We start from the raw sequence: 18,293 nt of genomic DNA on the forward strand, positions 1-18,293 counted from the left end.
AGCCGCCGTGAGGAGAATCCCATGACACACGCCGTGATTACCGGCACGGGCCTGTACACGCCACCCCACGCCATCGACAACGAGGCGCTGGTGACCGCCTTCAACCACTGGGTGGATGCCGAGAACAGCCGCCATGCCGAGGCCATCGAGCGTGGCGACCGCGAGCCGCTGCTGCATTCGAGCAGCGAGTTCATCGTCAAGGCGTCGGGTATCTACAGCCGTTACGTGCTCGATGCCGAGGGCATTCTCGATCCCGGGCGCATGCGTCCGCGTCTCGACGAGCGGGCCAACGACGCCCACTCGATCCAGTGCGAGATGGGCCTGGCGGCGAGCCACGAGGCCCTCGAGCGGGCCCAGGTCGAGGCCCGCGAGATCGACCTGGTGATCGTCGCCTGCTCGAACCTGGAGCGCCCCTATCCGGCGGTCGCGGTGGAGTTGCAGGCCGCGCTCGGCGCCAGTGGCCATGCCTTCGACATGAACGTCGCCTGCAGTTCGGCGACCTTCGCCATCGACGTGGCCGCCAATGCGGTGCGTAGCGGCGGCGCCAGGCGCGCGCTGGTGGTCAATCCGGAAATCTGCTCGGCGCATCTCAACTTTCGCGACCGCGATAGCCACTTCATCTTCGGTGACGCCTGCACCGCGCTGGTGGTCGAGGCCGATGACGTCGCTCGCGCCGACTCGCGGTTCGCAATCCTGGGTAGCAAGTTGACCACCCGTTACTCCAACGCGATTCGCAACAATTCGGGCTTTCTCAACCGCATCACCGACAGCGACCCGCTGGCGGGCGACAAACTGTTCGTGCAGGAGGGACGTCGGGTCTTCAAGGAGGTCTGTCCATTGGTCGCACAGCTGATCGCCGATCACCTCGACGAACTGGAGCTGGCCGCCGATGACCTGTCGCGACTCTGGCTGCACCAGGCCAATCGCCACATGAACGACCTGATCGCGCGGCGCGTGCTCGGGCGGGACCCCGATGTCGACCAGTCGCCGATAATCCTCGACCGCTACGCCAACACCAGTTCGGCGGGCTCGATCATCGCTTTTCATCTGCACCGCGACGATCTTCCGGCCGGCGCGTTGGGGGTGGTGTGTTCCTTCGGAGCCGGATACAGTGCCGGCAGTATCATGTTACGGAAGGTGAGCTGATGGAAAAGTTAGGTAAGGGGACCCTGGGACTCGTTGCCGCGGCTACGCTCGCCGGCTGTGCCAGCCATTCGCCGTCGGCCGCCAATCCGGCGGACCCGTGGGAAGGCTTCAATCGTCGCGTCTTCGCTTTCAACGAGACCATCGATCGCTACGCGCTGAAGCCCGTCGCGCAGGGCTACGATTTCGTTACCCCTCAGCCGGTACAGGAAGGCGTCGGCAATTTCTTCAGCAACCTCGGCGAACTGCGTACGATCGTCAACAGCGCACTGCAGTGGAAGTGGGCCAATGCCGGAGTCGCCTCGGGGCGCTTTCTGGTCAACACCACGCTGGGGCTGGGCGGCGTCCTCGACCCGGCTACGCGGATGGGCTGGAACGAGCATGAAGAGGACTTCGGTCAGACGCTGGCGGTATGGGGCGTGAACGAGGGGCCCTTCGTGGTTTTGCCGTTGCTCGGCGGGCGCACCCTGCGCCATGCCAGTGGGCTGCCGGCGGACTGGTACACCGATCCGGTCACCTACGTCGAGGACGACGCCACCCGTTACGGCCTGCGCGGGCTCGAGCTGATCAATTACCGGGCCAGCGTTCTCGATCAGGAGCAGTTGATCCAGGGCGATCGCTACAGTTTCCTGCGCGATACCTATCTGCAGCAGCGGCGCTTCAAGATCAACGACGGCGAGCAGGGCCGCGACACCTTCGCCGACGACGATTTCGATTTCGATGCGGATGCCTTCGCAGAGTGAGAACCGGACTCCATGGTCAAGTCTCGTACGTTGATCGGTCTCCTCGACCGCCCCGGTGAGGCGCGCGATGCGCTGGCCGCGGCGCTCGGTCTGGGTACCTTCACGGTAGCCGTTGCCGAGCGCTTCGAGGAATTGCCCGAGGAGGCCGCACTGATCGTCGCGCACGTGCGCGCGGTGGGCAGCGACGACTGGCCGCTGCTGGCGCGCCGGCTGCCGACGATCGTGGTCACCGAAACCCGCATCGACGATGACCTGCTGCCGGCGGTCGATGCCGGCCTGGTCGATTATCTGGTCGAGCCGCTGCGCCATGCCGACGTGCTCAGGCGCCTGGTGGTCAGGGCCCTGGAGCACCAGCAGCTTGCCGAGGAGCATGCCCAGGACCGCACGCGACTGGCCGAACTCAACGAGAACCTGGAAACCCACCTGGCGCTGCTGCGTCTCGACCAGCAGGCCGGCTGGCATATCCAGCGCAAGATGCTGCCGCCGCAACCGCTTTCGATCAATGGCGTGGCCTGTGACTACTGGCTGGCACCATCGCTCTATTTGTCGGGGGATTTCCTCGATTATCAGCGTTTCGATGAGCGTTACAGCGTGTTCTACTTCGCCGATGTCTCGGGGCATGGTGCGTCGTCGGCCTTCGTCACGGTACTGCTGCGCTATCTGTGCAACCGCTGGTTGGGCGAGTGGGACGGGCAGCGAGCGGAGGAGTTGGCGCCTCGCTGGCTGGCGCAGCTCAATCGCGAGCTGCTCGACACCGGCATCGGCAAGCACGTGACGCTGTTCGTGGGGGTGATCGACCACGATCGGCGTGAATTGCACTATTCGCTGGGCGCGCAACTGCCGATGCCGTTGCTGGTCGACAGGAGCCGGGACGAGGTCGAGGTGTTGGGCGGCGAGGGCATGCCGGTGGGGTTGTTTCCGAATGTCGAATACCCCGCCTATCGCGTGTCGCTGCCGGCGAACTTTCGCCTGTGGTTGTGTTCCGACGGGGTGCTGGAAGGCCTGCCGGGCGGGACGTTGACGGCGCGACTCGACGACCTCAAGCGACGCATCGTCGCCTGCGACGATCTGGCTACCTTGCGCGCCGCTTTGACGGCGGGCGAGGAGGGTGCCACCACGGGTGGCGAAGAACGACCGGATGATCTAACTATTATGACGCTAAGCGGATTCGATCATGACAACGCATGATGGGCGATTGAAGGCGGCGTTCGATGCCGGCGTTTTCGTGCTCAAGTTGTGTGGGGATGTTCGCTTGACCCTGTGTGCCACGTTGGACAACGAAGCCCAGCGGCTGGCGGATATGCCGGGGTTGCGGACGGTGATCGTCGATCTGCGCGAGGCGACCAACGTCGACTCCACGGCACTGGGTTTCCTGGCCAAGGTTGCGCTGGCGGTCAAGGGGCGTCTCGATCATCCACCGACCATCGTCGTCGATCATCCCGATGTGCGCCGGATGCTCGATGTAATGGGTTTTTCGCGCTACTTCACGTTGATGCAGGCGCCGATCGCCGAGCCGGGCGGGCTGGCCGAGTTGCCGGCGGTGCAGGCCGACGAGGAGGGGCTGCATGAGCGCATCATCGAGGCTCATCGCATCCTGATGCGCATGAACGAGCACAATCGCGAGGAGTTCCAGCCGCTGGTCGATCTGCTCGAGGCCCAGCAGCAGCGCAGCGACTCCTGACCCCTCTCGCCTCCCGCTCTCCCTCCTGATTCCCGGCGCCTCGGCTGGCGATGACGCATCATCCGCCGAGGCGTCCGACGGTTAGATCAATACCTGCTACCATTAGCGGCCTATTGGGACTGCTTTCGGCTTAGCGCCCCTTGGTCCCAGCTTATCGCCCCTTGGGGCAGTGTCCATTACAAGGAGCGTTATGTTGCAGCTCAATGCGCGCCGCGTTGCGCTATTGGTGGCGGCCAACACGGCTCTTGCGCCACTCGCCATCGATGCCTATCTGCCGGCCATTCCGGCGCTGGCCGAAGCGGTCGGCGCCAGCGTGCACCTGACCGAGCTGTCGGTCAGTCTGTTTCTGTTCGGATTCGCGGTCGGCCAGTTGATCTTCGGCCCGTTGTCCGACCGGTTGGGTCGGCGGCCGGTGCTGCTCGGCGGCATCGTGGTCTTTCTGCTGTCGAGCCTGGCGATCACCCAGGTGGAGAGCCTCGAGGCGCTGTGGGCGCTGCGCTTCGTGCAGGCACTGGGCGGCGGGGCTTCGGTGGTCAATTCGGCGGCGATCGTGCGCGACTGCTTCAGTGGACGCGAGGCGGCCAAGGTGCTCTCGACCATGGTGATGATCCTGATGCTGGCGCCGCTGGTGGCGCCGGCATTGGGCAGCCTGCTGCTGTATCTCGCCGACTGGTGGCTGATCTTCGCCTTTCTGGCGCTCTATGCGGCATTCGTGCTGTGGCTGCTGGGGCGCTATCTGCCTGAAACCCACGGCCGCGATCCCGATGCGCCGAGCTTCACGCAAGTACTGGCCAATTACCTGACGGTGCTGCGCCATCGCGAGGCGATGGGTTACATCTGCGCCGTGTCGATGTCGTTTGCCGGCATGTTCGCCTTCATCACCGGTTCGCCGTTCCTGTACATGGAGTATTTCGGGCTGTCGCCGGCGGTCTATCCGTTCATCTTCGGTGCCAATATCCTGATCATGGCGGGATCCAACCGAATCAACATCCGTCTGCTCAAGCGTTCGTCGCCTCAGCGCAACCTGCTGTGGGGACTGGGCATCCAATTTGCCTCGGGTCTGCTGCTGCTGCTGGCGTTCGCCACCGGGCTGGATTCGCTCTATACGGTCGCACCGCTGCTGATGGTGTTCGTCGGCATGCAGGGGTTGATCGGGCCCAATGCGATGTCGTCGATGCTCGACCATTTCCCCAGGATGAGCGCTACGGCCACGGCGATGCAGGGCAGCATCCAGTTTTCCTGCGGGGCGCTGGCCGGCGTGCTGGTCGGGGCCTTCGAGATCCCCAGCGCCTGGCCGATGGTGCTGACCATGGTCGGCGCCTCGATCGCCGGTAACCTGGGAGTGCGGGTACTCTCGGGGCGGGCACTGCGCGCTCAAGCACTGTCGGCTGGGGAGGCCTAGCCGCGCTCGAGGCCGGTCGGCTGACCATGTCATGAAGCTGTCATCTTCGTTAGGCATCTTGTGTCGGGCGAAGGTTGAACACTCTCATCGACAGGAGTTACCCGCAATGAACCGCATCCTCAAGAGCCGTGTCTTGAAGACTACCGCGATCGCCGCTGCCGTGATGGGCGTTGCGGGCGTTGCCCAGGCGCGAGAGCAGCTGCGCATCGTCGGCTCGAGCACGGTCTACCCGTTTGCCAGCTATGTGGTGGAAGAGTTCGGTGCCACCACCGACTACTCCACGCCGGTCATCGAGTCCACCGGTTCAGGCGGTGGCCTGAAGCTTTTCTGCGAAGGTGTCGGCGAGGACACCCCCGACATCACCAATGCTTCACGGCGCATGAAGACTTCCGAATTCGAGCGTTGCCAGCAGAACGGCGTGACCGACATTACCGAAGCGACGATCGGCTACGACGGCATCGCCTTCGCCGAATCCAGCAGCAACGAGCCGATCGACCTGACCCGCGAGCAGATCTTCCTGGCGCTGGCCGCCAAGGTGCCGCAGGACGGCAAGCTGGTCGACAACCCCTATCAGAAGTGGAGCGACATCGACGCTTCGCTACCGGATCGCGAGATCTCCGTCTACGGCCCGCCCACCACGTCCGGTACCCGTGACGCTTTCGAAGAGCTGGTCATGGAAGCCGCTTCCGAAGACATGGAAGGCTATGGCGGCGAAGGCTACACCGACATTCGCTCCGATGGCGCCTACATCGATGCCGGCGAGAACGACAACCTGATCGTTCAGCGCCTGGCCGAGGACACCAAGGCCTTCGGCATCTTCGGCTACTCGTTCCTCGAGGAGAACTCCAACACGCTGATCGGGGCCAGCATCGACGGCGTCGAGCCGACCCCGGAAGCGATCAGCTCCGGCGAGTACCCGGTCTCCCGCTCGCTGTTCTTCTACGTCAAGAACCAGCACGCCGAGTCCGTGCCGGCGATGTACGAATACGCCAACCTATTCATGACCGAGCAGATGATCGGGCCGATGGGTTATCTGAAGGGACTGGGGTTGATTCCGCTTCCCGAGGAGATGCGTAGCGAACAGCGTCAGGCGGTCGAGAGCCATGAGAAGCTCGAACTGGCCGATCTCAAGTAATCGCGTCGCTGCATGAAACGGTGGGGCCGGTGGCGCAAGCCGCCGGCCCGCATGCATGCAGGGTGGCCCCTGATGGGGCCGATTCCTGCCAAGAGAACGTTATGTCGACCAACCTGATCTATCTGCTTTTCTGTGGCGCGCTGTTGACGCTGGGGCTGATTGCCTTCTTCGTGGCGCGCACCAAGGCGACCCGCACACGCGCCTCGGGCACGGCGATGTTCGCCCAGCCCGATCAGTACGCCTGGTTCTCGGTGCTCGCCACGGCCGGCCCGGCGATTCTGGCCGGCGCACTGGGTGCCTTCGTGATGCTGCTGTTGGGCGCCGAGATCCCCGTCGTGTACCTGCTGGCGGCCAGCATAGTGATTGCCGCCATCGGCCTGTTCGTCGGCCTCATGCAGGTGCGCCCCGACTTCCATGCCCGCCAGGCGATCGAAAAGGTGATTCGCCTGGCGTTGGCTACGGCGGCCTTGATGTCGATCGTCACCACGTTCGGCATCCTGCTGTCGATCGTCTCCGAGGCGATCCGCTTCTTCCAGATGCAAAGCCTGTGGGACTTCATTACCGGTACCACCTGGGCGCCGGGCGACAGCTTCCTGGCTTCCGCCGGGCGGGCCGGCGAAGGCACGGGTGGGGCACAGTTCGGCTCGGTGCCGCTGTTCGCCGGCACCTTCCTGATCTCGCTGATCGCCATGCTGGTGGCGATCCCGGTGGGACTGCTGGCTGCCATCTACATGGCCGAGTTCGCGCCGCCGCGGGTGCGCGACCTGGCCAAGCCGGTGCTCGAGGTGCTCGCCGGGATCCCCACCGTGGTCTATGGCTTCTTCGCGGCGATCACCATCGCGCCGATCATCGTCGACGTGGCCGGTTTCTTCGGCCTCGATGCGTCCTACAACAACGCGCTGGCGCCGGGGGTGGTGATGGGCATCATGATCATCCCGTTCATCTCGTCGCTCTCCGACGATGTGATCAACGCGGTGCCCGACAGCATGCGTGAAGGTTCGCTGGCGCTGGGCATGACCAAGGGCGAGACCATCCGCAGCGTGGTGCTGCCGGCCTCGCTGCCGGGGATCATTTCCGCCTCGCTGCTGGCGGTGTCGAGGGCGCTGGGCGAAACCATGATCGTGGTGATGGCCGCCGGCATGCGCCCCAACCTGACCGCCAACCCGCTCGAGGACATGACCACCGTGACGGTACGTATCGTCGCGGCGCTGACCGGCGACCAGGAGTTCGAAAGCGCCGAAACCCTGTCGGCGTTCGCGCTGGGGCTGGTGCTGTTCGTGGTCACGCTGATCCTCAACATGGTCTCGGTACTGATGATCCGTCGCTTCCGCGACAAGTACCGCACCAACACCCTGTGACACGACGAGGAATGTTGCGCTCATGAGCCAATCCTTTGACGAGATCACCGCCCAGCTCAAGCGGCGCCACCGCCGCTCGGCGCGCCTCAAGTACATGTCGATGGGGGCGCTGATCCTGGCGGCGGCGTTTCTGCTGGTATTCATCGGCGACATGCTGATCAAGGGCCTGCCGGCCTTCCAGCAAGCGCAGATCCAGGTCGAGGTCCACTACAGCGAGCAGGCCAGTCAGATCCCGCCGGCGGCGGTGAGCGAGGACGTGCGGCCGCTGGTCAGTCGCGGTTATCTGCGCCTGATTCCCGGGCGCATGCGCGAAAACCCAGAGCTGCTGGGCACCACGCGCATGGAGTGGGTGCTTGCCGACAGTTCGGTGGATCAGTATCTCAAGGGCACCGAGGACGCCCTGCGCGCCAGCGAGGCCCGCGTGGTCGAACGGCTGGTCGAGGCCGGGCGCGCCGAGCTGCGCTTCAACACCACGTTCTTTACCAACGGCGACTCCAAGATGGCGGAACTGGCGGGCATCGCCTCGGCGGCGGTGGGCACCGTCCTGACGCTGATCGTGACCATGCTGGTGTGCTTTCCGGTGGGCGTGATGACGGCGGTCTACCTGGAGGAGTTCGCCCCGGACAACCGGCTGACCCAACTCATCGAGATCAACATCAACAATCTCGCTGCGGTACCGTCGATCCTGTTCGGCTTGCTGGGCCTGGCGATCTACATCAACTTCTTCGGCGTGCCGCGCTCGTCGCCATTGGTCGGCGGCCTGACGCTGGCGCTGATGACGCTGCCGGTGATCATCATCACCACGCGCTCGGCACTGCGCAGCGTGCCGGACGGCATCCGCCAGGCGGCGTTCGGCGTCGGCTGTTCGCGCTGGCAGGTGGTGCGCGACCACGTACTGCCGTTGTCGCTACCCGGCATTCTCACCGGCTCGATCATCGGCATGGCCCAGGCGATGGGCGAGACCGCGCCATTGATCATCGTCGGCATGGTGGCCTTCATCCCCGACGTCGGCGGCTCCTTCACGGACGCCGCGACGGTGATGCCGGCGCAGATATTCACCTGGGCCGGGGAGCCCGACCGCGCCTTCGTCGAGAAGACGGCCGGCGGCATCCTGGTGCTGCTGGCGGTATTGATCTCGCTCAATGCCACGGCGGTGTGGCTGCGCAAGAAATTCGAACGGCGCTGGTAAGTCACCACTTTCTATAGGACAAGATCATGTTGAACGAGCAAATTGTCGAAAGTCGCGAAAAACCGCGTGGCGTACAGCGCCAACCGGCACCCGGCGAGCCGGTGAGCCGCAACGAGAAGGCCAATCACGAACTGAGCATCCGTGTACGCGATCTCAACCTGTGGTATGGCAACAACCAGGCACTGAAGAACATCGATATCGATATCTATCAGCGCAACGTGACCGCCCTGATCGGCCCGTCGGGCTGCGGCAAGTCGACCTTCCTGCGCTGCCTCAACCGCATGAACGATCTGATCAAGGGCGTGCGCGTGACCGGGCTGGTGGAGATGGACGGTCACGACGTCAACGAAGCCAGGATGGATGAGGTCGCACTGCGTCGCCGGGTAGGCATGGTCTTCCAGAAGCCCAACCCGTTTCCCAAGTCGATCTACGAGAATGTCGCCTACGCGCCGCGCATGCACGACCTGGTCAGCCGCAAGGCCGAACAGGACGAGCTGGTCGAGCGAGCGCTGACCGACGCCGGGCTGTGGAACGAGGTCAAGGACAAGTTGCAGCAGCCCGGCACTTCGTTGTCCGGCGGCCAGCAGCAGCGGCTATGCATCGCCCGGGCGATCGCCGTGCAGCCCGACGTGATCCTGATGGATGAGCCTACCTCGGCGCTCGATCCGATCTCGACGGCGACCATCGAGGACCTGATGGACAAGCTCAAGCAGCAGTTCACCATCGTCACGGTCACCCACAACATGCAGCAGGCTGCGCGTGTCGCCGATTACACGGCGTTCTTCCACCTCGGCGAGGTGATCGAGTACAACGATACGCAGATGATGTTCTCCAACCCCTATACCAAGAAGGCCGAGGACTACATCACCGGCCGTTACGGTTGACCCGGCGTCGACCGTCGACCGGTTGAAGGTTGCCCGGCAGGCGTGCTAAATCTTGTTCCCGCGGGAGATGGCATGCCTCCCGGCAGCGCTCGAGTGTCGCGGCCGTTGCCAAACCACCGCTGATAGAGCGGTTGATGATGCCTGCGATACGCCGGGGGCGTAGCAGGCATCCTGTGTCCTTCCTCCTCGTCCGTGTCGCATTGCCTTCGTACAGACGACTCGCCAAGACAACAGGACGACTGGCTATGTGGTTATCGGTTCTCGCCATTGGCGCAGGCGCCGCGCTGGGTGCCAACCTGCGCTGGCTACTGAGTGTCTGGCTGAACGCACTGTTCCCCGCGCTGCCGCCCGGCACGCTGCTCGCCAACCTGCTGGGCAGCTGGTTGATCGGCGTGGCTTTCGCCTCGTTCGATCAGCTGCCGTCCCTGTCGGTGGAGTGGCGGCTGTTCGCGGTCACCGGCTTTCTGGGGGCGCTGACCACCTTCTCGACGTTTTCCATCGAAATGCTCGCCAATATCCAGGCGGGCCGGTGGGGCATGACGCTGGCGGGCATCGCCCTGCACGTCGCCGGCTCGTTGGGCATGGCCGCGCTGGGCATCGCCACGTTCACGGCGCTGCGCCAGCTAGTAAGCCTGTTGAAGTAGGAGGCGTGGGGAAAGCCGGCGCTGCGGCCGGCTGCTGGCAATGATGACAAATTCTGTTGGGCAGGGCAGGTGGCCAGCGCGCGCTGGTCGCGTCAGTCGGTGAGTTCGACGGCGATCGCCGTGGCCTCGCCGCCGCCGATGCACAGGCTGGCGATGCCGCGCTTGCCGCCGCGCCGGCGCAGTGCGTTGATCAGCGTGACGATGATCCGCGAACCGGTGGAGCCGATCGGATGGCCTTGGGCGCAGGCGCCGCCGAATACGTTGACCTTGTCGTGAGCCAGCCCTAACTCATCGATGGCGATCAGCGTGACCACCGCGAAGGCCTCGTTGATCTCGTAGAGATCGACGTCGTCGGCCGACCAGTCGAGGCGTTCGAGCAACTTGCCGATCGCACCCACCGGAGCGAGGGTGAACTCGCTGGGATGCTGCGAGTGCGTGGCATGGCCGAGAATCGTGGCCTGCACCGTGGCGCCGACGGCTTCGGCCGCGCCACGGCTGGCCAGGATCAGTGCCGAGGCGCCGTCGGAGATCGAGCTGGCATTGGCGGCGGTGATGGTGCCGTCGCGGCTGAAAGCGGGGCGCAACGTGCGGATCTTGTCGAGACGCGCCGCGAACGGCTGCTCGTCGTGTTCGATGACGCTCTCGCCGTGGCGCGAGGCGACGGTGACCGGGGCGATTTCGCCGCCGAGTTCACCGGCCTCATGAGCCGCCATGGCGCGCTCCAGCGAGGCGATGGCGAAATCGTCCATGCGCTCGCGGGAGTAGCTTCGGCTATCGGCGACCTGCTGGGCGAAGGCGCCCATCAGCCGTCCGCTCTCGGCGTCCTCGAGACCATCGAGGAACATATGATCCTTGAGCTCGCCATGCCCCAGACGATAGCCGCCGCGCGCGCGGGTCAGCAGGTGCGGGGCGTTGGACATCGACTCCATGCCGCCCGCGAGCAGGATCTCGCCGCTGCCGGCGCGGATCAGGTCGTGGGCGAACATGGTTGCCTTCATGCCCGAGCCGCACAGCTTGTTGACGGTGGTCGCGCCGCGCGCATCGCTGATGCCGGCCTGGCGCATCGCTTGGCGGGCCGGCCCCTGCTTGACTCCGGCGGGCAGCACGCAGCCGAGGATGCCTTCGTCGATGGCATCGGCGTCGATGCCGCTACGCTGGATGGCGGCACGAATGGCGATGGCGCCGAGTTCGGGGGCGGTCAGGCTCGACAGACTGCCGAGCATGCCGCCCATCGGGGTGCGCGCTCCACCTAGGATGACGATATCGGTCGCAGTGGACATGGCGTTCTCCACGTTCGTGTTCTGTGGGCCGGCCTGGCCTGCGTTGACCGCAGGGTGGCCCTATGCTTTGCTCGGTAAAAACCAAGCAAGCGCTCGTGTTAATTCGATGACTTTAGTGAACGCCTCACCCCGTCGCAAGGAGTTGGTCAGGATTGCCGCTCGTCTGTTCGTCGAAGAGGGCTTCGACCGCACCACGGTGCGCATGCTGGCGCAGGCGATGGGAATCAAGTCGGGAAGCCTGTTCCATCACTTCAGCGACAAGCAGGCGATTCTCTGCGCGGTGATCGAGACCGGCATGCAGCACGCCCTGACGCTGGCGCGTGGCGCGCTGGCCGAAGCCGGCTGCTCGCCCGAGGTGCGTCTCGATGCGCTGGCGAAGGCGCACCTCGAGACGCTGTTGACCGAACGCAACGCGCATGTCGTGGCGCTCTACGAATGGCGACGCCTGGACGATGCCTCGCGTGACCATCTGATCCACCTGCGCGACGCCTACGAGTCGTTATGGCAGAAGGTGGTCGACGAATCGCTGGACGCCGGGCTGATCCATGGCGATCGTTTGCTGGTGCGGCGTTTCGTGCTCGGTGCGCTCAACTGGACGGTGCGCTGGTACGACCCGGCGGGACCGCGCTCCCCAGAAGCACTGGCCCGGGAACTCGTCGCCATGCTGACCGGGCCGGCGCCCGAGCCGATCGGCCGCGCCTGATGCCTTTCGCGGTCCTCGCGGCCGCGGCCGATGATTGCGACCTTGGTCTCAGCCGGCGTGGCTTGTTCGACCCGCACGGTCTGGCTAGGGTGTAAACCAAGCGCTCGCTCGGTTTATCCGCGGCGTGACGTTTACGTTAACGATAGGGTGAATCACAATGACAACAACGCCACCGGCCTACGCCAGCTATCTCGCCGATTTCTCTCCGGATACTGTCGTCGACTCGCTGGATGACCACCATGACGGCCGGCTGAATGCCTTCGATAGCTGTTGCGCCCGGCATCTGCGCGCCGGGCACGGCGCACGGATCGCGCTGATCCACGAGGACGTCGCCGGTCATGTCAGCCGCTGGAGCTATGCCGATCTCGACGCCGCCAGCGCGCGGCTCGCCGGCTGGATGCAGGCGGCCGGCTTGGGGCAGGGCGATCGCGTCGCCTGCATGCTGCCACGCACTCCTGAACTATTGATCGCCGTCCTCGCAACCTGGCGGATCGGCGCCGTCTACCAGCCGTTGTTCACCGCCTTCGGGCCCGATGCAGTGGAATACCGCCTGGCGCGTGCCGATGCGCGCCTGGTGATCACCGACACCGTCAACAGGAGCAAGTTCGCCGGTCTCGAGTGTTGTCCGCGACTGCTCTGCGTGGGCGATGATACCGGCGGCACGGATAAGGGGCGACTGGGCGACACCGAATGGCGGCAGGCGCTCGCGCATGCGCCGCTGACATCCGCGCCGCCCCGTCTGGACCCGCAGGCGGCATTTCTGCAGATGTTCACCTCGGGCACGGTGGGCAAGCCCAAGGGCGTCGCCGTACCGCTGGCCGCACTATCGGCCTTCGCGCTGTACATGCAGCTGGCCATCGATCTGCGCGAAGGGGAGCGGTTCTGGAACATGGCCGATCCCGGCTGGGCCTATGGCTTGTATTACGCCATCACCGGGCCATTGTTGCTGGGCGCCACCACGCATTTCTGCGAGGCGGCGTTCGCTGCCGAGGGTGCATTGGCCTTTCTGCGCCGCCACGCCATCAGTAACTTCGCCGCCGCGCCGACCGCCTATCGACTGATCAAGGCTTCGGGGCTGTTCGACGACGCGGCCGCCGGGCTGTCGTTGCGCGTCGCGAGCTCGGCCGGCGAACCGCTCAACCCCCAGGTGGTCGATTGGGTCGGGCGCGCCCTGGGCTGCCCGGTGAAGGATCACTACGGCCAGACCGAAACCGGCATGACCTGCTGCAATCATCACGCGCTGGCTCATGGCGAACCTTCCGGCGGCATGGGCGTGCCGTTGCCGGGCTACCGTCTCGCCGTGCTGGACGCCGATCACAACGAATTGCCCGACGGCGAGCCTGGCGTGTTGGGCGTGGATATCGAGGCATCGCCGATGCACTTCTTCCCCGGCTACACCTGGCAGGAGAAGACGCCCTTCGCCAACGGCTACTACCTGACCGGTGACGTGGTGATTCGCGAACCCGGCGGCACTTTCCGTTTCGCCGGACGCAACGACGACATCATCACCACCTCGGGTTATCGCGTCGGTCCCAGCGATGTCGAGAACAGCGTGATGACCCACCCCGCGGTGGCCGAATCGGCAGCGGTGGGCATGGCCGATGCGATTCGCGGTGAAGTGATCAAGTCGTTCGTGGTACTGCGCGAGGGCTACGAGCCGAGTGCCGAGCTGGCCGAGGAGATTCGCCAGCGGGTGCGCGAACGACTGTCCGCGCACGCCTACCCGCGTGAGATCGATTTCGTCGACGCGCTACCCAAGACCCCCAGCGGCAAGATCCAGCGCTTCAAGTTACGCGCCCAGGCCGCCGCACAACCGGAGACTCGCTGAATGCAATTGACCGAGCGTACCTTTCTGATCACCGGCGCCGCCTCGGGGCTGGGGGCGGCAACCGCCGAGCGGTTGGTGGCCGGCGGCGCCCGCGTGGTGCTCTGCGATTTGAGCGAGGCCGTCGATGCACTCGCCGAGCGGTTGGGCGGCGCGGCCCTGGCGTGTCGCGGCGACGTCACCGACGGCGATGCCATGCAGGCCGTCGTCGATCGCGCGTTGGGCTGGGGCGGGTTGCATGGGGTAATCCACTGCGCCGGAGTGGTCAGCGTCGCCAAGCTGCTCGACCGCGACGGCAAGCCGACGGATCTCGATGCCTTCGCGCGTACCGTTCATATCAATCTGGTGGGTACCTTCAACGTGCTGCGTCTGGTGGCGGCGGCGATGGCCCGCAACGAACCCGAGGGCGAGGATGGCGAGCGCGGAGTGATCATCGATACCGCGTCGATCGCCGCCTTCGACGGCCAGGTGGGCCAGGCCGCCTACAGCGCTTCCAAGGCTGGGGTGGCGGGCATGACACTACCGCTGGCCCGCGAGCTGTCGCGTTACGGCATCCGGGTGATGACCATTGCCCCGGGCGTGTTCGAGACGCCGATGATGGCCGGCATCCCCGACGAGGCGGTCGCCGCGCTGTCGGCCGCGGTGCCGTTTCCCAAACGTCTGGGGCGGGCCACGGAATTCGCCGCGCTGGCCGAGCAGATCGTCACCAACGCGATGCTCAACGGCGAGACCATTCGCCTCGACGGCGGCATCCGCATGCAGTGATGCCGCCCGCCGGACGGCTTCCCCGGATAGTTTCGGGGCACCGTCCGGGAGGGCGACGGCGCGTCTTTCGGGAATCAAACGAACGCTTGACTTGCACTCGGTGCCGGGATAATTTCAAACGCATGTTTGAGAGCGGCCCAGGCCGCAGGATCGACCGATTCCGGCGTGTATTCAGGAGTGTTCGCCATGCCCGACTATCAGGCTCCGCTGCGCGATCTGCGCTTCGTAATGGATGAGATGCTGGACTACCCCGGCCACTACGCAGGTCTGCCGGGTGGCGAGGAAGCCTCGCCGGACGTGATCGCAGCGATCCTCGAGGAGGGCGGACGCTTTGCGCGCGAAGTGCTGTTGCCGCTCAACCAGCGTGGCGACCAAGAGGGGTGTGTGCTGGAGGGCGGCGAGGTCAAGACCCCGCAAGGCTTCAAACAGGCCTATGCCCAGTACGTAGACGGCGGCTGGCCGGGTCTGGCGGCCGAGCCCGAGTTCGGCGGCCAGGGGTTGCCGGCCTCGTTGAACCTGGCGCTGTCGGAGATGATCTGTTCGAGCAACCTGGCCTGGGGCATGTACCCGGGGCTATCGCACGGTGCCGCCGATGCGCTGCGCCATCACGGCAGCGACGGGCAGAAGGCCACCTACCTGAGCAAGCTGGTCGAGGGCGTGTGGACCGGCACCATGTGCCTGACCGAACCGCACTGCGGCACCGACCTGGGCCTGATCAAGACCCGCGCGGTACCCGACGACGAGGGCGGCTATCGGATCACCGGCACCAAGATATTCATCTCCGCGGGCGAGCACGACCTGACCGAGAACATCGTCCATCTGGTGTTGGCCAAGCTGCCCGACGCGCCGGAAGGCTCCCGGGGTATCTCGCTGTTCGTGGTGCCCAAGTTCCTTCCTGACGCCGAGGGCAACGTCGGCGAGCGTAATGGCGTGAGCTGCGGCTCGCTGGAACACAAGATGGGCATCCATGGCAACGCCACCTGCGTGATGAACTTCGACGCCGCCAAGGGCTATCTGGTGGGACCGCCGCACAAGGGCCTGGCATGCATGTTCACGATGATGAACGAGGCGCGTATCGGCGTGGGCATTCAGGGGTTGGGGCTGATGGAGGCGAGCTTCCAGAACGCCCTGGCCTACGCCCGGGATCGCCTGCAGATGCGCGCGCTGTCGGGGACCAAGGCCGCCGACAAGCCGGCCGACCCGATCATCGTCCACCCCGACGTGCGGCGTATGCTGCTGACCCAGAAGGCGCTCGCCGAGGGCGGCCGGATGCTGGTGATGTATACCGGTCAACTGGTCGATCTGGCCGAGCACGCTACCGACGCCGCCGAGCGCGAGCGTGCCGAGACGCTGCTCGGCCTGCTCACGCCGATCGTCAAGGCCTTCCTCACCGAGTTGGGCTTCGAGGCGACCAACGAGGGCGTGCAGGTGTTCGGCGGCCATGGCTTCATCGCCGAGTGGGGCATGGAGCAGTTCGTCCGCGATGCGCGCATCACCCGGCTCTACGAAGGCACGACCGGCATCCAGGCGCTCGACCTGTTGGGCCGCAAGGTGCTGATGAGCCAGGGCGAGACGCTCAAGGTATTCACCAAGGAGATTCACAAGTTCTGCCAGTCTCAGGCCGAAAACAGCGCCCTCAAGGCGTATGTCGAGCCGTTGTCCAGGCTCAACGCCGAGTGGGGCGAGCTGACCATGGCGGTGGGTATGAAGGCCATGCACGACCGCGAGGAGGTCGGCGCGGCGAGTGTCGACTACCTGCTCTATTCGGGCTATGTCGCGCTGGCCTATCTATGGGCGCGTGCCGCGGATACCGCCAGCCAGGCGCTCGCCGCGGGCAGCGGTGACGAGGCGTTCTATCGTGCCAAGCTGGCGACGGCGGATTTCTACTTCCAGCGCTTGCTGCCGCGCACTCGCGGTCATGCCGAGATGATTCGTGCCGGTGGCGCCTCGCTGATGGCGTTGAGTGCCGAGGAATTTGGCCTTGGTTTCGAAATCTGAAGCGCTGGCGTGAAACGATGTCTCTAGGTCAGGCGCTCTGACCCTTGCAGGCGGGCCTAGGCCCGCTTTTTTGTGGTTCATGCGAAGCCGAAAAGCGGCGGCCCCCGATGGGCTGTAGTTTGGAAGCCGGTGAGTTTTTCTCGGGCATGGGTGCGAATTCCTCGCTTGCCGGTTTATCGGAAAACGCTGAGCATGGCGCTGATTCCGCTATCGACACGGAGATGGCTGTCATGCCCCCCACCCGTCTGCCCGCCGCCACCTGGTGGCTGATCCTGAGCGCCTGCACGATCCTGATGCTCTCGTTCGGGTTTCGTTCCAGCTTCGGACTATTCGTGCAGCCGCTCGATGCAGCCAATGGCTGGGGGCGCGATGTCATCGGTCTGGCCCTGGCTATCCAGAATCTGGCCTGGGGCGTGATCGCCGTGCTCGCCGGCAGCCTGGCCGATCGCTTCGGCAGCGTGCGCGTCATCCTGGCCGGCACGGCGCTGTATGCGCTGGGCCTGTGGCTGACCGCCGGTGTCAGCCAGGTGTGGGTGTTGAATGCCGGCGCGGGGTTGCTGGTCGGTGCCGGTGTGGCGGGCACGGCCTTCGGCATCGTGCTGCCGGCCATGGCGCGTGCGGTGGACGAATCCCGACAACAGCTGGTGCTGGGCATTGGCACGGCGGCGGGCTCGATGGGCCAGTTCCTGCTCGCCCCGGTGGCCCAGAATCTGATCGACTGGCTGGGGTGGAGCGGCGCGCTCAACGCGATGGCGCTGATGTCGCTGTCCATGGCGCTGCTAGCCATGCCACTGGCGGCCAGCGACCGGCCCGCCGCCTCCGCGGATCAAATCGTTTCGCCTCAAGCCCTGCGTGACACGCTCAAGCTCGCTCGCGGCCATGCCTCATACTGGCTGCTGACCGCCGGCTTCTTCGTCTGCGGGTTCCACTTGGCGTTCATCACCGTCCACATGCCGCCGTTCTTGATGGATGCCGGATTCGATCCTCAGATTGCCGCCTGGTCGCTCAGCCTGATCGGGCTGTTCAACGTGGCGGGCGCCTTTCTGGCCGGTGTGGTCTCGAGCAGGGTGCCCAAGCGTCATGTGCTGATCGGCATCTATGGGGGGCGCGCCGTGGCCATCGCCCTGTTCATGCTGCTGCCGCTGAGCCTGACTACGGTGCTGACGTTCAGTTGCGTGATGGGCTTTCTATGGCTGGCGACCGTACCGCCGACCACCGGGCTGGTTGCGACCATGTTCGGTACCCGCTACATGGCGACCCTGTACGGTGTCGTGTTTCTCAGCCACCAACTCGGCAGCTTCACCGGGGTGTGGCTGGGCGGTTGGCTGTACGAGACCACCGGCACTTACGACGTGGTGTGGTGGGCCGGAGTGGCCTTGAGCCTGGTGACCATGGCGCTGCACTGGCCGATTCGGGAGACGCCGGTGACGGGCCTGCGACCGACCGCGGCGGCCTAGACGGCGACGCTTGATGCGGGCTGTCGGTCATCCCGTGCCGGGCTGTCAGAGTCAATGTGTTGCGGGGACGACTCGGGCGCGGTTTG

The 18,293-nt window shown here is 65.3% G+C and carries 16 protein-coding genes and 1 riboswitch; of the genes, 15 read left to right on the forward strand and 1 reads right to left on the reverse strand.

All coding sequences use genetic code 11. The features are described from left to right. Window positions 1-21 precede the first annotated feature (21 nt). From R6258_RS07230 to crcB, 10 genes are all read left to right on the forward strand, one after another. The gene (locus R6258_RS07230; protein WP_318448992.1) at window positions 22-1,146 is read left to right on the forward strand and encodes a beta-ketoacyl-ACP synthase III; all 1,125 of its coding nucleotides are present in this window, start codon (window positions 22-24) and stop codon (window positions 1,144-1,146) included. Further along, window positions 1,146-1,886, forward strand: a complete 741-nt coding sequence (locus R6258_RS07235) for a VacJ family lipoprotein (protein ID WP_318448993.1) — start codon at window positions 1,146-1,148, stop codon at window positions 1,884-1,886. The genes R6258_RS07230 and R6258_RS07235 overlap by 1 nt, the downstream gene beginning before the upstream one ends. Window positions 1,887-1,898: 12 nt before the next feature. Beyond that, on the forward strand, window positions 1,899-3,074 hold the full coding sequence (locus R6258_RS07240) for a PP2C family protein-serine/threonine phosphatase (protein ID WP_318448994.1): 1,176 nt from the start codon (window positions 1,899-1,901) through the stop codon (window positions 3,072-3,074). Further along, window positions 3,061-3,567: an STAS domain-containing protein gene (locus tag R6258_RS07245; protein WP_318448995.1), complete on the forward strand. Its 507-nt coding sequence runs from the start codon at window positions 3,061-3,063 to the stop codon at window positions 3,565-3,567. Before R6258_RS07240 ends, R6258_RS07245 begins: the two co-directional genes overlap by 14 nt. Before the next feature lie 190 nt (window positions 3,568-3,757). Beyond that, window positions 3,758-4,969 carry a Bcr/CflA family multidrug efflux MFS transporter gene (locus R6258_RS07250; RefSeq protein WP_318448996.1) on the forward strand — a complete coding sequence of 404 codons (1,212 nt, stop codon included), beginning with the start codon at window positions 3,758-3,760 and terminating at the stop codon, window positions 4,967-4,969. A gap of 106 nt (window positions 4,970-5,075) precedes the next feature. Continuing rightward, entirely contained in the window at window positions 5,076-6,104 is a 1,029-nt protein-coding gene (locus R6258_RS07255; RefSeq protein ID WP_318448997.1) for a PstS family phosphate ABC transporter substrate-binding protein, read from the forward strand. A 101-nt stretch (window positions 6,105-6,205) separates the two neighbouring features. After that, window positions 6,206-7,462, forward strand: coding sequence for a phosphate ABC transporter permease subunit PstC (gene pstC, locus R6258_RS07260; protein WP_318448998.1), 1,257 nt, complete (start codon window positions 6,206-6,208; stop codon window positions 7,460-7,462). A 22-nt stretch (window positions 7,463-7,484) separates the two neighbouring features. Then, window positions 7,485-8,651 (forward strand): phosphate ABC transporter permease PstA, encoded by a 1,167-nt coding sequence (pstA, locus tag R6258_RS07265; RefSeq protein WP_318448999.1) that lies wholly within the window; start codon window positions 7,485-7,487, stop codon window positions 8,649-8,651. Between the two features lie 26 nt (window positions 8,652-8,677). After that, window positions 8,678-9,535 (forward strand): phosphate ABC transporter ATP-binding protein PstB, encoded by an 858-nt coding sequence (pstB, locus tag R6258_RS07270; RefSeq protein ID WP_412176361.1) that lies wholly within the window; start codon window positions 8,678-8,680, stop codon window positions 9,533-9,535. A gap of 54 nt (window positions 9,536-9,589) precedes the next feature. Then, window positions 9,590-9,686: riboswitch (Fluoride riboswitch) on the forward strand. Window positions 9,687-9,780: 94 nt separating this feature from the next. Continuing rightward, on the forward strand, window positions 9,781-10,179 hold the full coding sequence (gene crcB, locus R6258_RS07275) for a fluoride efflux transporter CrcB (RefSeq protein ID WP_318449000.1): 399 nt from the start codon (window positions 9,781-9,783) through the stop codon (window positions 10,177-10,179). Window positions 10,180-10,271: 92 nt separating this feature from the next. Here crcB and R6258_RS07280 read toward each other — a convergent pair whose 3' ends face one another. Next, on the reverse strand, window positions 10,272-11,459 hold the full coding sequence (locus tag R6258_RS07280; protein ID WP_318449001.1) for an acetyl-CoA C-acyltransferase: 1,188 nt from the start codon (window positions 11,457-11,459) through the stop codon (window positions 10,272-10,274). A 106-nt stretch (window positions 11,460-11,565) separates the two neighbouring features. Between R6258_RS07280 and R6258_RS07285 the strand changes: the two genes are divergently transcribed. From R6258_RS07285 to R6258_RS07305, 5 genes are all read left to right on the forward strand, one after another. After that, window positions 11,566-12,162 (forward strand): TetR/AcrR family transcriptional regulator, encoded by a 597-nt coding sequence (locus tag R6258_RS07285; RefSeq protein WP_318449002.1) that lies wholly within the window; start codon window positions 11,566-11,568, stop codon window positions 12,160-12,162. 157 nt (window positions 12,163-12,319) lie between these two features. Continuing rightward, window positions 12,320-13,990 (forward strand): AMP-binding protein, encoded by a 1,671-nt coding sequence (locus R6258_RS07290; protein ID WP_318449003.1) that lies wholly within the window; start codon window positions 12,320-12,322, stop codon window positions 13,988-13,990. Further along, window positions 13,991-14,752: an SDR family NAD(P)-dependent oxidoreductase gene (locus tag R6258_RS07295; RefSeq protein WP_318449004.1), complete on the forward strand. Its 762-nt coding sequence runs from the start codon at window positions 13,991-13,993 to the stop codon at window positions 14,750-14,752. It begins immediately after the preceding gene. 186 nt (window positions 14,753-14,938) lie between these two features. Then, window positions 14,939-16,750, forward strand: coding sequence for an acyl-CoA dehydrogenase C-terminal domain-containing protein (locus R6258_RS07300; protein ID WP_318449005.1), 1,812 nt, complete (start codon window positions 14,939-14,941; stop codon window positions 16,748-16,750). Between the two features lie 230 nt (window positions 16,751-16,980). Continuing rightward, entirely contained in the window at window positions 16,981-18,207 is a 1,227-nt protein-coding gene (locus tag R6258_RS07305) for an MFS transporter (RefSeq protein WP_318449006.1), read from the forward strand. Window positions 18,208-18,293 lie beyond the last annotated feature (86 nt).

It is taken from the genome of Halomonas sp. HP20-15 (assembly GCF_033446685.1).
Classification (GTDB): Bacteria; Pseudomonadota; Gammaproteobacteria; order Pseudomonadales; family Halomonadaceae; genus Modicisalibacter.

Excerpts from the sequence above, each read along its gene's own strand:
- R6258_RS07230 (WP_318448992.1), top strand. The coding sequence starts at position 22 with ATGACACACGCCGTGATTACCGGCACGGGCCTGTACACGCCACCCCAC.
- R6258_RS07235 (WP_318448993.1), top strand. The coding sequence starts at position 1,146 with ATGGAAAAGTTAGGTAAGGGGACCCTGGGACTCGTTGCCGCGGCTACG.
- R6258_RS07240 (WP_318448994.1), top strand. The coding sequence starts at position 1,899 with ATGGTCAAGTCTCGTACGTTGATCGGTCTCCTCGACCGCCCCGGTGAG.
- R6258_RS07245 (WP_318448995.1), top strand. The coding sequence starts at position 3,061 with ATGACAACGCATGATGGGCGATTGAAGGCGGCGTTCGATGCCGGCGTT.
- R6258_RS07250 (WP_318448996.1), top strand. The coding sequence starts at position 3,758 with ATGTTGCAGCTCAATGCGCGCCGCGTTGCGCTATTGGTGGCGGCCAAC.
- R6258_RS07255 (WP_318448997.1), top strand. The coding sequence starts at position 5,076 with ATGAACCGCATCCTCAAGAGCCGTGTCTTGAAGACTACCGCGATCGCC.
- pstC (WP_318448998.1), top strand. The coding sequence starts at position 6,206 with ATGTCGACCAACCTGATCTATCTGCTTTTCTGTGGCGCGCTGTTGACG.
- pstA (WP_318448999.1), top strand. The coding sequence starts at position 7,485 with ATGAGCCAATCCTTTGACGAGATCACCGCCCAGCTCAAGCGGCGCCAC.
- pstB (WP_412176361.1), top strand. The coding sequence starts at position 8,678 with ATGTTGAACGAGCAAATTGTCGAAAGTCGCGAAAAACCGCGTGGCGTA.
- crcB (WP_318449000.1), top strand. The coding sequence starts at position 9,781 with ATGTGGTTATCGGTTCTCGCCATTGGCGCAGGCGCCGCGCTGGGTGCC.
- R6258_RS07280 (WP_318449001.1), bottom strand. The coding sequence starts at position 11,459 with ATGTCCACTGCGACCGATATCGTCATCCTAGGTGGAGCGCGCACCCCG.
- R6258_RS07285 (WP_318449002.1), top strand. The coding sequence starts at position 11,566 with ATGACTTTAGTGAACGCCTCACCCCGTCGCAAGGAGTTGGTCAGGATT.
- R6258_RS07290 (WP_318449003.1), top strand. The coding sequence starts at position 12,320 with ATGACAACAACGCCACCGGCCTACGCCAGCTATCTCGCCGATTTCTCT.
- R6258_RS07295 (WP_318449004.1), top strand. The coding sequence starts at position 13,991 with ATGCAATTGACCGAGCGTACCTTTCTGATCACCGGCGCCGCCTCGGGG.
- R6258_RS07300 (WP_318449005.1), top strand. The coding sequence starts at position 14,939 with ATGCCCGACTATCAGGCTCCGCTGCGCGATCTGCGCTTCGTAATGGAT.
- R6258_RS07305 (WP_318449006.1), top strand. The coding sequence starts at position 16,981 with ATGCCCCCCACCCGTCTGCCCGCCGCCACCTGGTGGCTGATCCTGAGC.